General features: G+C 72.5%; 14 protein-coding genes. 8 read left to right on the forward strand and 6 right to left on the reverse strand.

Annotated features, from left to right (window positions below; genetic code table 11):
* Positions 1-22: 22 nt before the first annotated feature.
* The 3 genes from ACZ31C_RS13530 to ACZ31C_RS13540 form a co-directional block, all read right to left on the reverse strand.
* Positions 23-466, reverse strand: a complete 444-nt coding sequence (locus ACZ31C_RS13530; RefSeq protein ID WP_449948927.1) for a roadblock/LC7 domain-containing protein — start codon at positions 464-466, stop codon at positions 23-25.
* Positions 442-2,877: a sensor histidine kinase gene (locus ACZ31C_RS13535; protein ID WP_465795523.1), complete on the reverse strand. Its 2,436-nt coding sequence runs from the start codon at positions 2,875-2,877 to the stop codon at positions 442-444. The genes ACZ31C_RS13530 and ACZ31C_RS13535 overlap by 25 nt, the downstream gene beginning before the upstream one ends.
* 189 nt (positions 2,878-3,066) lie before the next feature.
* Entirely contained in the window at positions 3,067-4,452 is a 1,386-nt protein-coding gene (locus tag ACZ31C_RS13540) for an FGGY family carbohydrate kinase (protein WP_465795524.1), read from the reverse strand.
* 253 nt (positions 4,453-4,705) lie between these two features.
* Between ACZ31C_RS13540 and ACZ31C_RS13545 the strand changes: the two genes are divergently transcribed.
* A complete protein-coding gene (locus tag ACZ31C_RS13545) occupies positions 4,706-6,619 on the forward strand; it encodes an anthranilate synthase family protein (protein WP_465795525.1) in 1,914 nt (637 codons plus the stop codon).
* An 83-nt stretch (positions 6,620-6,702) separates the two neighbouring features.
* Here the strand turns inward: ACZ31C_RS13545 and wrbA are convergent, their stop codons facing one another.
* On the reverse strand, positions 6,703-7,320 hold the full coding sequence (gene wrbA / locus ACZ31C_RS13550) for an NAD(P)H:quinone oxidoreductase (protein WP_449948916.1): 618 nt from the start codon (positions 7,318-7,320) through the stop codon (positions 6,703-6,705).
* A 180-nt stretch (positions 7,321-7,500) separates the two neighbouring features.
* Between wrbA and ACZ31C_RS13555 the strand changes: the two genes are divergently transcribed.
* From ACZ31C_RS13555 to ACZ31C_RS13585, 7 genes are all read left to right on the forward strand, one after another.
* Complete coding sequence (locus tag ACZ31C_RS13555; RefSeq protein WP_465795526.1) at positions 7,501-8,337, forward strand: ABC transporter ATP-binding protein; 837 nt, start codon at positions 7,501-7,503, stop codon at positions 8,335-8,337.
* Entirely contained in the window at positions 8,334-9,167 is an 834-nt protein-coding gene (locus tag ACZ31C_RS13560; RefSeq protein WP_465795527.1) for an ABC transporter permease, read from the forward strand. The genes ACZ31C_RS13555 and ACZ31C_RS13560 overlap by 4 nt, the downstream gene beginning before the upstream one ends.
* Complete coding sequence (locus tag ACZ31C_RS13565) at positions 9,164-10,354, forward strand: sensor histidine kinase (protein ID WP_465795528.1); 1,191 nt, start codon at positions 9,164-9,166, stop codon at positions 10,352-10,354. Before ACZ31C_RS13560 ends, ACZ31C_RS13565 begins: the two co-directional genes overlap by 4 nt.
* Positions 10,351-10,971, forward strand: a complete 621-nt coding sequence (locus ACZ31C_RS13570; protein ID WP_465795529.1) for a response regulator — start codon at positions 10,351-10,353, stop codon at positions 10,969-10,971. Before ACZ31C_RS13565 ends, ACZ31C_RS13570 begins: the two co-directional genes overlap by 4 nt.
* 49 nt (positions 10,972-11,020) lie before the next feature.
* A complete protein-coding gene (locus ACZ31C_RS13575; protein WP_465795530.1) occupies positions 11,021-11,509 on the forward strand; it encodes a GNAT family N-acetyltransferase in 489 nt (162 codons plus the stop codon).
* 45 nt (positions 11,510-11,554) lie between these two features.
* The gene (locus ACZ31C_RS13580; RefSeq protein WP_465795939.1) at positions 11,555-12,145 is read left to right on the forward strand and encodes an HAD family hydrolase; all 591 of its coding nucleotides are present in this window, start codon (positions 11,555-11,557) and stop codon (positions 12,143-12,145) included.
* Positions 12,146-12,219: 74 nt separating this feature from the next.
* Entirely contained in the window at positions 12,220-13,338 is a 1,119-nt protein-coding gene (locus ACZ31C_RS13585; protein ID WP_465795531.1) for a winged helix DNA-binding domain-containing protein, read from the forward strand.
* A 31-nt stretch (positions 13,339-13,369) separates the two neighbouring features.
* Here ACZ31C_RS13585 and ACZ31C_RS13590 read toward each other — a convergent pair whose 3' ends face one another.
* Positions 13,370-13,810 (reverse strand): hypothetical protein, encoded by a 441-nt coding sequence (locus tag ACZ31C_RS13590; RefSeq protein ID WP_465795532.1) that lies wholly within the window; start codon positions 13,808-13,810, stop codon positions 13,370-13,372.
* A 39-nt stretch (positions 13,811-13,849) separates the two neighbouring features.
* Complete coding sequence (locus ACZ31C_RS13595; RefSeq protein ID WP_449948889.1) at positions 13,850-14,218, reverse strand: cupin domain-containing protein; 369 nt, start codon at positions 14,216-14,218, stop codon at positions 13,850-13,852.
* Positions 14,219-14,244 lie beyond the last annotated feature (26 nt).

A 14,244-nucleotide genomic window follows, 5' to 3' on the forward strand; every position in this document is an offset into this window, starting at 1 on the left:
CAGGTCCCCCGGGCAGACCGGGTCAGCGCGGTAGGGCCTGCTGCAACTCGGCGCGCAGCGCCGGGGTCAACATGTCCCCGGCCTGCTTGGCCAGCCGCGCCATCTCGTAGCCGACCACACCGATGTCGGCGTCCGCCGCGGCGAGGGTGGCCAGGATCGATCCGTCGCGGACCTGCATCACCAGGAAGTAGCCCCGGCCCATCTCGACGACGGTCTGCTTGACCACGTCACCGTCGAACATCTGCGCGGCACCGGCGGTGATGCTCATCAGGCCCGACGTGACGGCGGCGAGTTTGTCGGCGTGGTCCCGGGGCAGGTTGTCCGATATCGCCACCAGCAGCCCGTCGGAGGACACCACGATCGCGTGTGCCACTCCCGGCACCCGATCCGCGAATGCGCTGACCAGCCAGCTCAGATCCCGAGCCTGCTGCGACAAGGTGGTCACCTTGGTCCCCCTTCGTTCCATACACCGGACGGTTGCACGGGAATCTGCATGGTCTCCTCGGCCTCGGCCCGCCGCACACCGCTGTACAACTTCGACAACATGCCGCCGACCGCCTCCGGGTCGGGATCGTGCCGGACCGGCCGCTGCTGCTCCGGGCGGGCCGGCTGGGTCACCGAACTCAGTTGCGCCATCGGCACCCGCATCGGCAGGCCCTGCGCATTGGTGCCGGCGGTCACCGGCACCGTCGGCGGGGCCGGCTGCCCGACCCCCGTCGTCGGCACGGCCCCCGACGGTCCCTCCCGGGACCACCAACCACCGCCGCCGGCCGGGACAGCCGCCGCCGGGGCGAGCACGGTCTCGGCACGTACCGGATGGGTCTGGCGGGGCACGGTGGTCGGCCGACGGCCGGCGACCGGCAGCTCCACCGGGCCGGGCCGTCCGCCTTGGTGGGCGGTCATGCCGGCCGAGATCCGCGGCGCCGGCGCCGGGTCGACGTTCGGTGCCGGTGCCGCCGCCAGCAGCGCGCCGGGCAGCCGGATCCGGGCCACCAGGCCCCCGACACCGCCGTGCAGCCGCACCTCGATGCCGTGCCGGGCCGCCAGGTGACTGACCACGAACAGACCCATCCGCTCCACCGTCGCCACGTCGGCGGCCGGCGGGCTGGCCAGGACGGCGTTGGCCTCGGCCAACGCGGTCTCGGTCATGCCGATGCCCTGGTCGGCGATCTCGACGACCGCGCCGTGGCCCTCGACCCGGGCCATGACCTGCACGACGGTGTCGGGGCGGGAGAAGGCGGTGGCGTTCTCCAGCAGCTCGGCCAGCAGGTGGACCAGTTCGCCGACGGCGTGCCCGACCACGTGCAGGTCCGCCACGGCCTCGTGCCGTACCCGCTGGTACTGCTCGATCTCCGCGCTGGCCGCCAGCAGCACCGCGCCCAGCCCGATCGGCCGGTTCCACCGCCGGGTCGACTCGGTGCCGGCCAGCACCAGCAGGCTCTCGTCGTTACGCCGCATGCGGGCGGCCAGGTGGTCCAGCTTGAACAGGTTTTCCAGCTGGTCCGGGTCGCCTTCCTCGCGCTCCAGGTCGTCGAGCAGTTCCAACTGCCGCTCGACCAACACCTGACTGCGTCGGGCGAGGTTGACGAACATCGCGTTGACGTTGCGTCGCATGTTGGCCTGCTCGACCGCCACGCCGACGGCGCTGCGGTGCACGGCGACGAACGCCTCGGCCAGCTCACCGATCTCGTCGAGCGAGCGGACCACCGCCGGGGACACCTCGATGGGCGGCACGCCACCGGAGACCGACCGTAGCCGGGACAGCGCCTCGGGCAGCTCGACCTGGGCGATGCGCAGCGCCTGCGAACGCAACAGCCGGATCGACCGGGCCAACGACCGGCCGACCAGCACCGAGATCAGCACCGCCACCAGCAGCACCGTGATGATCGCACCGATCAGCAGCAGTGTCTGACGTAGCTGGCTGCTGCTGGCCGCCTGCGCCTGTTGCACCGCCTCGGCCAGCACCTCGGCCTCGTACTGGCGCAGCAGCTCGTGGCGGTTGTCGCTGGCCTCCCACCACTGCCCGCCGGTCAGCACCAACCGACCGGCCGCGATCTGGGCGATGGCCCGATCCTCCAGCTCGCTGGTGGCGGCGAAGATCGGGGTCACGGTCATCTCGTCGTAGCGGGCCACCTGCCCGTTGGTGGCGGCGATCCGGAACACGCCCAGCGCGGTCAGCTGGCGGGCCCGCAGTTCGGCCAGCCGCGCCCCGCCGTCGGCGCTGTAGCCGCTGTCGCGCGCGGCGGCGTACACCTCCGCGCGGACCCGCGCCGACATGTCCTTGGCCCGGGCGAACTGCACGTACCGCAGCACCGCGTCGGCCAGGTCCGGGCGGTCGTTGCCCGGCGCCGGCTGGGCGAGCAGGGTCAGCAGCCCCTCGATGGCCCGGTGGTAGTTGCCGAGGATGGTGTCGTCGCTGAGCACCACGGTCGCCATGACACCGCGGATGTACTCGACCTGCTGCACCGCCTGCGACGCCACCGAGTAGGTGTCGCGCCAGGCCGGGTCGGCCTCGGCCACCGGCTCGGCCACCTCCCGCAGCGCCCGCATCGCGTCGTCGGTCGCATCCCGGTACTGCTGCAACGAGCCCAGCATCGCGGCGCGGCCGGCCTCGTCGGCGCTGGCGCGCAGCACGGGCAGCTCACCGGCGGTACGGTCGCGTTCCTGCTGCAGCATGTGCACCAGGTAGGTGATCTCCTCACCGACGGTGACCTGCGCGGCGAAGTCGCCGAGCGTGCTCGCCCGCCCGACCAGGCTCTGGGTCTGCACCCCGGCCATGACCAGGAACGCCACCGACGGGATGACCAGCACGGCGGCGAGTTTGGTCCGCATCCGCCAGTCCCGCAACCGGAACGCGGAACGACGTCGGTGGGGCACCACCCGAACGTCGAACCGCCGTCGGCGATGCGCTGACACCTCGGGCGTCTGATGTGCTGCACCCACAGGGTCCTCCTCCCCACGCGCCCGCCGTGACCTCGGGGAGCGCGGTCCATCCAACCAGGCCCCCGAGCAGTGTCAACGTCCTGCCCTTACGAAGGGTTCAGGACGAGACCGCCGGTCGCCACCCTATGCCGGGGTCGCCGGAGCTTGATCATCCGTCCGGCTGATGTCGGCCACCACCACGGCATCGGTGATCCGGCCGGTCGCCACGAGCGCCGCGCCGGTGGCCCCGATCTCCGGGTGACGTCCGAAGTCGACCCGCCGGGGAGTGAGCACCTGGGCGAAGGTGCGGCGCCACCAGGGTGAGGCGGCCATCGCGCCGCCACCGAGGACCACGTCGGTGGGCCGGCCGACCATCGACTCCAGCCGCACCAGGTCGTCCACGACCTGCTCGCACACGCCGTGCATCAGCCCGGCCAGAATCTGCACGGAGGTGGTGCCGAAGCCCAGTCCGCGCAGCTCACCGGAGCCGGCCCGCCGGTCGCCGGGGGGCCGGTCGCCGCCGAAACCGACGTTGACCGGTACGCCCTCGCCGGGCGGCAGCAGCGCCAGGGCCTGCTCCAGCGCCGGGCCGGTGGGCAGACGCAGCACCCGGTCCGCCCAGGCGAACAGGTTCCCGCCCGAGGAGTACGCCGCCCCGGTGACGACGTGGTCGTGGTCGACGCGGTAGCGCCACAGCCGCTGCGGCAGCGGCGACTGCGGAGCGTGTGCGGGCATCCGCTGTAACAGCCGTACCGCCGAGGAGGTGCCGACGGTCACCGCCGCCCGACTGTCGTCGATGCAGCCGGAGCCGACGTTGGAGGCGGCGCCGTCGCCGACCGGGGCCGTCCAGGACGCCTGCGCCAGGTCCGGCCAGCGGCGGGCGTACTCGCCGCGCAACCGACCCCGCCAGTCCCGACCGGCCAGCTCGGGCAGATCCTCGCCGCGGGTGCCGGCCAGCGTGCACGCCTCGGGATCCCAGTCCAGGGTGCCCAGGTCGAGCAGGCCGGTGCCGGAGGCCTGCGACATCGACATCGGCGCGTCGGTGAGCAGCCGTCCCAGCGCGTACTCGACCAGGCCGGTGAAGCGGCCCACCCGGGTGCCGGCCTGCTCACGCAGCCACGGCAGACGCACCGACCAGTAGCAGCGGTGCCACCAGGTGCCGGTGCGCTGGTGGTAGTCGACCGCGTCGACCGGCCCGCCCAGCGCCGGCGACGGCTCGGGGCGGGTGTCCAGCCAGGTGAGCACCGGGCCGAGTGGTTCGTCGTCGACGCCCAGCGGCAGCACCGAGTGCCACTGGGCGCTGACCGCGATCAGGTCCACCTCGCGCAGGTGACCGTGTTCGTGCAACTCGTCGAGGCACTCGATCAGGCAGGCCAGGTACTGCCGAGGGTCCAGGGTGCCGGCGCCGTCACCGTCGACGGTGAGCACGGTCTTACGCCGCGCCAACGCACCCGGAAGGGGACGGATGTCGGCGTCCATCACGAGCCCCCGCACCGAGGAGGTTCCCAGGTCCAGCGCGAGAATGTTCATCGCGGTCAACGTACCCGCTGACGTCGCCGCCCGGCGTCACCGCCCACGCCAGTCCGCCGAACGGCTTCCGCACCTCCCGGACCGCGCGTAGGGTGTGCGCATGCCTACGCGCCTGTCCTGCTGGTGGCCCGCCGACCCGGCGGCCTCCCTGCACGCGTAGTCACCCACGCGGCCGCCCGACGAGGCGGCCGCCGGTTCTGGTTTCCGGCCCGTGGGCCGCCGCAACGGCGGCTCCCGGACCCAGGAGAGACCGATGAACCCACTGACCGACCTGCTCGCCGCGCTCGCCGACGGCGTCGACCCGGGCCCGTTCGCCCTGGTACGCCGCGACGACGCCCCCCACCTCGACCTGTTCACCGGCACGGTGGACACCGCCGCGCGGCTGGCCGACCTGCCGCTGGCCACCGGCGTTCCCGGCCCGGCCACGCTGGCGCTGGTGCCGTTCCGGCAGATCACCGAACGCGGCTTCGCCTGCGTGGACGACGACGTGCCGCTGGAGTACCTGCGGATCGGGCAGCACGTCCGGGTACCGCTGGCCGACGCCCTCGACGCGTTACCCGAGGGCCCGGTCCGCACCACCGGCGCCGCCTTCGACGTCACCGACGACGCCTACGCCGCCGTCGTCGCCCGGGTGCTGACCGAGGAGATCGGACGCGGCGAGGGCGCCAACTTCGTCATCCACCGCACCCTGCACGCCCAGGTCCAGGGTGCGCCACTGACCGCCGCGCTGGCCGCCCTCCGCTCGCTGCTGCACCGCGAACGCGGCGCGTACTGGACGTTCGTGGTGCACACCGGCACCCGCACGCTGGTCGGTGCCAGCCCGGAACGGCACGTCAGCGTCGACGACGGGCTGGTCATGATGAACCCGATCAGCGGCACCTTCCGACACACCGGCGCCACCGCCGACCGGGCCGACCTGCTGCGCTTCCTCGCCGACACCAAGGAGACCGAGGAGCTGTACATGGTCCTCGACGAGGAACTGAAGATGATGGCCACGGTGGCCGAACACGGCGGTCAGGTGGTCGGGCCGTACCTCAAGGAGATGTCGCACCTGGCGCACACCGAGTACCTGCTGGCCGGGCACGGCAGCCGGGACGTCCGCGAGGTGCTGCGGGAGACGATGTTCGCCCCCACGGTGACCGGCAGCCCGATGGAGAACGCCTGCCGGGTCATCGCCCGCCACGAACGCACCGGCCGCCGCTACTACGCCGGAGTGCTCGCGCTGCTCGGTCACGACGACAACGGCCGGCAGACCCTCGACGCACCGATCCTGATCCGCACCGCCGAGCTCTCCCCCACCGGTGAGCTGCGGGTACCGGTCGGAGCGACCCTGGTCCGGCACTCCACGCCCGCCGCCGAGGTCGCCGAGACCCACGCCAAGGCCGCCGGGGTGCTGGCCGCCCTCGGCCTCGGACCACAGGCGCCGCAGGTCGGACCGCAGCCACCCCGCCGTCTGGCCGACGACCCCGAGGTACGCGCCGCGCTGGCTGCCCGCAACGCCCCGCTGGCCCGCTTCTGGCTCGACCAGCGGCCGACCGGCGCCCTGGCCCTGCCCGCCCTGGCCGGCCGCCGGGCCCTCGTCGTCGACGGCGAGGACACCTTCACCGGCATGCTCGCCCACCAGCTCGGTGCCCTCGGCCTGACGGTGACCGTCCGACCGTGGCACGCCACCGGCCCGGTCCGCGCCGACGACCTGGTCGTCGTGGGCCCCGGACCCGGTGACCCCACCGGCGACAGCACGAAGATGCAGCGGCTGCGTGACCTGCTCACCGAGCTGCTCGACGCCGGGCACCCGACCCTGGCGGTCTGCCTCGGCCACCAGTTGCTCGCCGGCCTGCTCGGGCTGCCCGTCATCCGCCGCGACGCGCCCTACCAGGGGCTGCAACGCACCGTCATGCTCGCCGGCACGCCCCGCCGGGTCGGCTTCTACGCCACCTTCACCGCCCACGCCGACACCGACCGCCTCGACAGCCCGTACGGCCCGGTCGAGGTGGCCCGAGACGAGGTCGACGGCGCGGTGCACGCGCTACGCGGCCGGGGCTTCGCCGGGGTGCAGTTCCATCCCGAATCGGTACTCAGCCCGGACGGGGTCGCGGTGCTGGCCGACCTGCTGGTGGAGCTGCTAGCGGCACCGGCCGGCGAGTTGTCCGCCACCGGGCAGGCATAGCCGGCCCGATCCGGGGTAGCGGTGTTCACGGCCGGCGGTCCGGGCGGGTATGAGAGCCCCCGCCCGGACCGCCGGTCCCGGGTTCAGCCGGCCAGGCCCTGCTTGAGCGCCGCACCGATGTGCACCGCCCGCTTGGCCGTCAACGCCGTCGCCTCCAACGCCACGTGATCCGGCGCGGTCTCACCGTTGTTGCTGGTGTGCGACGCGCCGTACGGGTTGCCGGAGACGAACTGGCTCGGCTCGGTGTAGCCGGGGGCGACCACGATCCCGCCCCAGTGATAGAAGACGTGGAACAGCGACAGCAACGTCGACTCCTGCCCACCGTGGTGCGTCGCCGTCGAGGTGAACGCCGAGTACACCTTGTTGGCCAGTGCGCCCTGCGCCCACAGCGGCCCGGTGGTGTCGATGAACTGCTTGAGCTGCGCGGCGATCAGACCGTACCGGGTCGGCGAACCGAAGATCACCACATCGGCCCAGCTCAGGTCGTCCGGCTGCGCCTCCTCGACGTCCTGGGTCTCCAGCCGGTGCGCCTCCCAGCCCGAGTTCGACCGGATCGCCTCGTCCGGGGCCAACTCGCGCACCTTGCGCAACCGGACCTCCGCACCGGCCTGCTCGGCGGCCTCCCGGGCCGACTGCGCCATCTGGTACGTGATGCCGGTCGCGCTGTAGTAGATCACCGCCACCTTGACCTGTGCCGCCATCGCCTGCGTCCTTCCTGCCGTGATCGTCGGTAAGCTCCCGCGACTACCCGATGTTTGCGTCGACAAACATTCGCCGGACTCGACCGATGCCCGCCGACGCCCCGTCCACCGGTCGACGGACACCACGATTCCGTCCACCGGTCGTCCCGGCGCACCCCCGCGCCGACCGACGATCAGGACATGACCGACACCCCCGCCATCCGCGTCCGCGGACTGCGCAAGACCTACGGCGACACCATCGCCGTGGCCGGCGTCGACCTGGACGTCGCCACCGGCGAGGTGGTGGCCCTGCTCGGACCCAACGGCGCCGGCAAGACCACCACCATCGACATCCTGCAGGGCCACCGCGACCGCGACGCCGGTGACGTGCAGGTGCTCGGCCGCGACCCGGCCCACGTCGACCTCGACTGGCGCGCCGGCATCGGCGTCGTCGCCCAGGACAGCGACGACCTGACAGAACTGACCGTCGCCGAGGCCGTCCGCCACTTCGCCCGCTACTACCCCGCGCCCCGCGACCCCGCCGAAGTCGTCAAGCTGGTCGGTCTCACCGACAAGGCCACCGCCCGGGTCCGTGCCCTCTCCGGCGGCCAACGCCGCCGCCTGGACGTGGCCCTCGGCGTCATCGGCCGCCCCCGGCTGCTCTTCCTCGACGAACCGACCACCGGATTCGACCCGCAGGCCCGCCGCCAGTTCTGGACGCTGATCCGCCAACTCGCCGGCGAGGACACCACCATCCTGTTCAGCACGCACTACCTCGACGAGGCCGAGGCACTGGCCGACCGCGTCACCGTCATCGTCGGCGGCCGGATCGTCGCCGACGGCACCCCCGCCACGCTCGGCGGACGCGCCACCGCCGGCACCGTCGTCCGGTGGGCCGACGGCCGGCAGGAGACCGACGACCCCGCCGCCCTCGTCGCCGACCTGACCCGCCGCTACGGCGGCACCGTGCCCGGGCTGACCGTCAGCCGCCCCAGCCTCGAAGACGTCTACCTCGACCTGATCGGAGCGACCCCGTGACCGCCACCGCCCACCGCGCTGCCAGCCGCCGCCCCACCGCGCTGCGGCTCGGGCTGCACCGCGCCGGCGTCGAACTGCGCTGCTTCTTCCGGGAACGCGACGCCGTGGTGTTCACCTTCGCCATGCCCGCGGTCATCCTCGCCCTGCTCGGCGCGATCTTCGACGGCGTCTACGAGGGCAGCGACGTCACCTCGGCCCAGTACCTCGCCCCGAGCATGATCGCCGCCGGCATCGCCTCCACCACCTTCGTCAACCTGGGCACCGGCATTGCCGCCGACCGCGACGACGGCACCCTGCGCCGACTACGCGGCGTCCCGATGCCCCCCTCGGCGTACATCGTCGGCAAGACCCTGATGGCCCTGGTGGTCAGCATCGGCGAGACGATCCTGCTGCTGGCCATCGCGGTGCTCGCCTTCGACCTGAAGCTGCCCACCGACCCCGGACGCTGGCTCACCTTCGGCTGGGTGTTCCTGCTCGGCGCCACCGCCTGCGCCCTGGTCGGCATCGCCGCCAGCAGCCTGGCCCGCTCGGCACGCAGCGCCGGAGCCGTGATGAACCTGCCCTACCTGGTGCTCGCCTTCATCTCCGGCGTCTTCTACACCCCCGTCGGGCAGCTACCCGAACCGCTGGTCACGATCGGCTCGCTGTTCCCGCTCAAATGGATGGCCCAGGGCTTCCGCTCGGTGTTCCTGCCCGACACCATCCTCCCCCAGGAGGTCGTACCCTCCTGGGAGCACGGCCGGATCGCGCTCGTGCTCGCCGCCTGGTGCATCGGAGGAATGGTGCTGTGCCTGACCACCTTCCGCTGGCGAGGTCGACGCAACCGATGACCCCACCGACCGACACGTGGAGCGCACGCTTCCGGCTCTGGGACGGCTACTTCGCCCTGGCCACCGTCGGCGTCGCCGTGGCCGTGGCCGCCGACGGCAGCCGTACGCCCGCCGCCCGCCTCGGCTGCCTCGCGCTGTTCGGAGCCCTGACCGGCTGGTACCTCGGCGTCGGCCGCAGGCTCATGCGCGACTCCGTCGAAGACTGGCGCAGCTACCTCTACCTCGCCGGAGTGGTCCTGCTCTATGTGCCGGCGGTCCTGCTCAGCGGCACCGCCTCGTTTCTGCTGTTCGTGCTCAACCCACAGATGTTCATGGTGCTGCCCGCCGTACCCGCGGTCGGCGCGGTGCTGCTGCTCAACTCGGTGCACGTGATCGTCCTGGCCGTCCGGCTGCCGGACCTGGGCGACGTGGTTCCCCCGCTGCTGATCGCCCTGATGACCGTTCTCGTGGTCAGCGTGCTGGGCGTCTGGGCCCAACACACCGTCGCCGAGAGCGGCCGACGCGCCGAGCTGATCGCCCAACTGGAACAGACCCGGGCCGAGCTGGCCGAGGTGTCGCACCGCGCCGGCGTGGCCGCCGAACGACAGCGACTCGCCGCCGACATCCACGACACCGTGGCGCAGGGCCTGTCCAGCGTGGTGATGCTGGTCCAGGCCGCCGACGCCGACCTGGACCGCGACCCGGACCAGGCCCGCCGCCACCTCGACCTGGCCCGGCAGACCGCCCGGGAGAACCTGCTCGACGTCCGCACCCTGGTCGCCGCACTCACCCCGACGCAGATCGACGGCTCCCCGCTGGAACAGGCGCTGCACCGGCTGGCCGACCGCTTCACCCGGGAGACCGGGGTACCGGTCACCTGCACCGCCGACCTGACCACCGGCCGGACGCCGGGCACCGCCGTGGAGGTGGTGCTGCTACGCGCCGCCCAGGAGGCGCTGACCAACGTACGGCGGCACGCCGACGCCTCCGCCGTGGCCGTCCTGCTGCACGGCGACGACGGCCGGGTCACGCTGGAGATCGGCGACGACGGCGTCGGATTCGACCCCGCCGGGGCGTACCCGGACGGCGACGGCGGCTACGGGCTGGCCGGGCTGCGCACCCGCGTCGAGCAGGTCAACGGCAGCGTCGTCGTACGCTCGGCCCCCGGCGAGGGGACCACGATCCGGGTGGAGGTGCCGTACCAATGATCACCGTGCTGCTGGTGGACGACCACCCGGTGGTCCGCGCCGGAGTCGCCGGCATGCTCGCCGGCACCGACGACATCACCGTCGTCGGCGAGGCCGCCGACGCCGCCGAGGCACTCGCGGCCGTCCGCGCCCGCCACCCCGACGTGGTCCTGATGGACCTGCGGATGCCCGGCGACGACGGCGCCACCGCCACCGGCCGCATCCTCACCGCCCGGCCACAGACCCGGGTGGTGGTGCTGACCACCTACGAGACCGACACCGACATCCTGCGGGCCGTCGAGGCCGGCGCCGCCGGCTACCTACTCAAGGACACCTCCCGCGCCGACCTGATCACCGCGATCCGCACCGCCGCCCGCGGCGGCACCGTCCTGGCCCCCTCGGTGGCCACCCGACTGCTGCACCAGGTACGCCGCCCCACCGCCCGCGACACCCTGTCACCTAGGGAGGTGCAGGTGCTGCGGCTGGTCGCCCGAGGGCTGTCCAACGCCGAGATCGGCCGCGAGCTGCACATCGGCGAGGCGACCGTGAAGACCCACCTGCTGCGGACCTTCAACAAACTCGACGTCTCCGACCGTACCGCCGCCGTCACCACCGCCATGGCCGCCGGCCTGCTCTGACACCGCCCCCGACGATCGGCCCGGCAACCTGGCTGGCATGCTCGCGAGCATGCAGATCCGGACCGCGACCGCCGGGGACTGGCCCGGCATCTGGCCCTTCCTGCGCGAGATCGTCTCCGCCGGGGACACCTACACCTGGCCCCGCGACATCGACGAGACCCGTGCCCGCGACATGTGGCTGGTCCCCCCACCCGGGCGCACCGTCGTCGCCGTCGACGACGACGGCACCGTGCTCGCCTCGGCGAAGATGACCCCCAACCAGCTCGGCCCCGGCGACCACGTGGCCAACGCCAGCTTCATGGTCGCCCCGGCCGCCGCCGGACAGGGAATCGGCCGGGCCCTCGGCGCGTACGTGCTGGACCTGGCCCGCACCGACGGCTACCACGCGATGCAGTTCAACGCCGTGGTCGCCACCAACACCCGTGCCGTGGCGCTGTGGCGCTCGCTCGGCTTCGACGTGGTCGGCCGCATCCCCGACGGCTTCCGCCACCCCACCCAGGGCCACGTCGACCTGCTCGTCATGTATCAACGGCTCTGAGCCGCCCGGACCGCTCCCGACCACGCCGGATAACCTGGGCCGGTGATGCTGCCCCTGCCCACCGGCGACTTCCAGGCGTACCTGTTCGACTGCGACGGCACCATCGTCGACTCCATGCCCCAGCACTACACCGCCTGGCGGCAGGCGCTCGACGAGTGGAAGTGCGCCTTCCCCGAGGAGCTGTTCTACGCCTGGGCCGGCCGCCCCACGCTCGACATCGTCGCCGCCCTCAACCAGCAGCAGGGCCTCAACATGCCGGTGGAGACCGTCGTCGCCCGCCGCGAGGAGCACTACCAGCGGCTGCTGCCCACCGCCGCCGGCATCCCCGGGGTGCTGCACCACATCGAGGACGCGCACGGACGCATCCCCTTCGCGGTGGTCTCCGGCAGCACCCGGGAAGCCGTCACCGCCTCCCTCGGCGCGCTCGGCATCCTCGACCGGTTCGACGTGCTGGTCTGTGCCGGCGACTACACCCGCCCCAAGCCCGACCCGGAGCCTTTCCTGCGCGCCGCCGAGCTGCTCGGCGTACCACCGCACGCCTGCCTGGTCTTCGAGGACGCCGACCTGGGCATCGAGGCCGCCGTCGCCGCCGGCATGGCAGCGGTACGCGTGCCCCAGCCCCGCCTGGCCGACTGACCCGCCGAAGAACCGCACCCGTCTGTCGGTGCCCGGGCCTATGCTGCGCTCGACCGACGACGGAGGGCGATGTAGTGGCACCTACGGGCACGACGCTGACCGGCACCGAAGCGCTCGCCCTGCGGATGACCAGCCTGCTGCTGAGCCCCACCCCCGCCACCACACCGCACACCGTGACCGAGGTCGTCGAGTGGTTCGGCGCCATGCAGGCCCAGGAGATCAACAGCGGCCTGTGGTCGCTGGGCATACGGTTGCCCGGCGCCACCCAGACCGACGTGCACGCCGCGCTGGAACGCCGGGAGGCTCTGCGGACCTGGCCGATGCGCGGCACCATCCACCTCGTCCCCGCCCGCGACGCGCGCTGGATGCTGGAGCTGACCGGCGTACGGGCGCTGGCCGGCGCGGCAGCGCGCCGCGAGTTCCTCGGCCTGAGCGAGGCCGAGGCGGACCGCGCCGCCGACGTGCTCGGCACCGCCCTGGCCGACGGCGGTCGGCTGACCCGCACCGACTGCGTGGCCGCCCTGGTCGCCGCCGGCATCGACGGCGCCGGCCAGCGCGGCTACCACCTGCTCTGGTACGCCAGCCAGCGCGGCGTCACCTGCATCGCCCCCAACATCGGCACCGAGCAGACCTTCGCACTGCTCGACGAGTGGGCGCCCGGCCAGCACCGACCCGACCGCGACGAGGCGCTGGCCACCCTCGCCCTGCGGTACTTCCGCAGCCACGGCCCCACCACCCGACAGGACTTCGCCGGCTGGACCGGCCTGACCGCCACCGACGCGAAACGCGCCATCGCCGCCGCCGGGGACGACCTGGCCACCGTCCAGGTCGACGGCACCGAAGCGGTCCTGCCGCCCGCCCTGCTCGACGCACCCCGCACACCCACGCCCGACGTGCTGACCCTGCCCGGCTTCGACGAGTACCTGCTCGGCTTCAAGGACCGCGCGCTGATGCTCGACCCCGCGCACAAGCAGGCCATCATCCCCGGCGGCAACGGCGTCTTCCAGGCCACCGTCGTCATCGGCGGCCGGGTCGTCGGCACCTGGAAACGCACCCTGGCCAAGACCCGGGTCACCTTCGCCGTGAAGCCGCTGGTCCCGCTCGACCCGGCACAGCGCACACAGGTCGAGCAGGCCCTGCACCGTTACGCCGACTTCCTCGCCCTCCCACCCCGCGTGACCTGGCCCGACTAACGGCCCGGGCAGGCGAAATGCCCTCGGAGGGTCAAGCGCGGGCGATGTCTCGGCAGGCGGTGGCGATCAGCATGCCCAGGCCGACGGCCATCAGCGGCAGCCCCAACCCGAAGGGCAGTTCCGCGACGGAGTTCAGGTTGTCGCGTCGCCCGATGTTTCCGAAGCTGGCCGCCACCACCGCCAAGACCATCACCAGGGTGCCGATCCCCGCAGCCAACGCGGCCATCGCCGCCTCGACCACGGTCCGGGCCCAGAAACTGGTCACGACCGCCACCAGCAGGAAGGCGAACGTCCAGAGCGTCCACCCCCCACCGCTGCTCAGGCTGGCGTACTCCCAACCGGAGTACCACCACAGGTGCCGTGGCGACTGCCGGAACCACGGGAGCAGGTACCCGAAGAGTATGAGCATCGTCGCGAGGAGCATCACGCCGTCGAAGCCGGCGAGCCTGCCGACACCCTTGTCCTGAGTCACCTTCGGGATGCTAGCCACACCACGCCAAGGACTCGACGGTCAGAGCAACGAGTCGTCGTAGCCGGCAGTCAGCGCACCGCCGGCATCGCCGGTGTTCACCACACCGGTCGGCTCGATCAGGATCGCGTGCACCTCCCCGTCGGCGACCGGGCAGTGCTCGACGCCACGAGGCACGACGAACAGCTGCCCCGGACGCAGGAGCACGTCACCGTCGCGTAGCTGGATGGTCAGTTCCCCGCTCACCACGAGAAACAGCTCGTCGGTGTCCTCGTGGGTGTGCCAGACGAACTCCCCGCGCACCTTGACGACCTTGACCTCGTAGTCGTTCAGCCTCGCCACCACCTTCGGTGACCAGTGCTCCGAGAAACGGGACAACTTGTCAGCGATGTCGACAGCCTCATGTGCCACGCCCACCATCCTGACATGGGCAATTC

The sequence above is a fragment of the Micromonospora sp. NPDC023869 genome (genome assembly GCF_055559695.1).

Coding starts and splice junctions, on each gene's coding strand:
- ACZ31C_RS13530 (WP_449948927.1), bottom strand. CDS start 466: ATGGAACGAAGGGGGACCAAGGTGACCACCTTGTCGCAGCAGGCTCGG.
- ACZ31C_RS13540 (WP_465795524.1), bottom strand. CDS start 4,452: ATGAACATTCTCGCGCTGGACCTGGGAACCTCCTCGGTGCGGGGGCTC.
- ACZ31C_RS13545 (WP_465795525.1), top strand. CDS start 4,706: ATGAACCCACTGACCGACCTGCTCGCCGCGCTCGCCGACGGCGTCGAC.
- wrbA (WP_449948916.1), bottom strand. CDS start 7,320: ATGGCGGCACAGGTCAAGGTGGCGGTGATCTACTACAGCGCGACCGGC.
- ACZ31C_RS13555 (WP_465795526.1), top strand. CDS start 7,501: ATGACCGACACCCCCGCCATCCGCGTCCGCGGACTGCGCAAGACCTAC.
- ACZ31C_RS13565 (WP_465795528.1), top strand. CDS start 9,164: ATGACCCCACCGACCGACACGTGGAGCGCACGCTTCCGGCTCTGGGAC.
- ACZ31C_RS13570 (WP_465795529.1), top strand. CDS start 10,351: ATGATCACCGTGCTGCTGGTGGACGACCACCCGGTGGTCCGCGCCGGA.
- ACZ31C_RS13575 (WP_465795530.1), top strand. CDS start 11,021: ATGCAGATCCGGACCGCGACCGCCGGGGACTGGCCCGGCATCTGGCCC.
- ACZ31C_RS13580 (WP_465795939.1), top strand. CDS start 11,555: ATGCTGCCCCTGCCCACCGGCGACTTCCAGGCGTACCTGTTCGACTGC.